Consider the following 287-nt stretch of genomic DNA (forward strand, 5'->3'; position numbering starts at 1 on the left):
TTATCAATAACAGCTAAACCTTAAGTTGACGCCATTGTCCGTTCACTTACGTGGCAGGCGTATTTTATAGATTATTGATGATTTTATCCATTTTTTTTAAAACCACTTCTTTGTTTTAAATAACCACTTCTTTTAAAGCTACTTTTTTTGCTTGATCAAAAAAAGTAGCCAAAAAAAATCAAGCGCTGGTGAACAAAGCTATTGAAAAGTTCAGGCTGCAAGCTGAAAATCAGAACTCGCCCAGGCCTATAGCCTTGGGCTCAAACAGGCTGATTTTCTACCAGCTT

It is taken from the genome of Candidatus Cardinium hertigii (assembly GCF_003788695.1).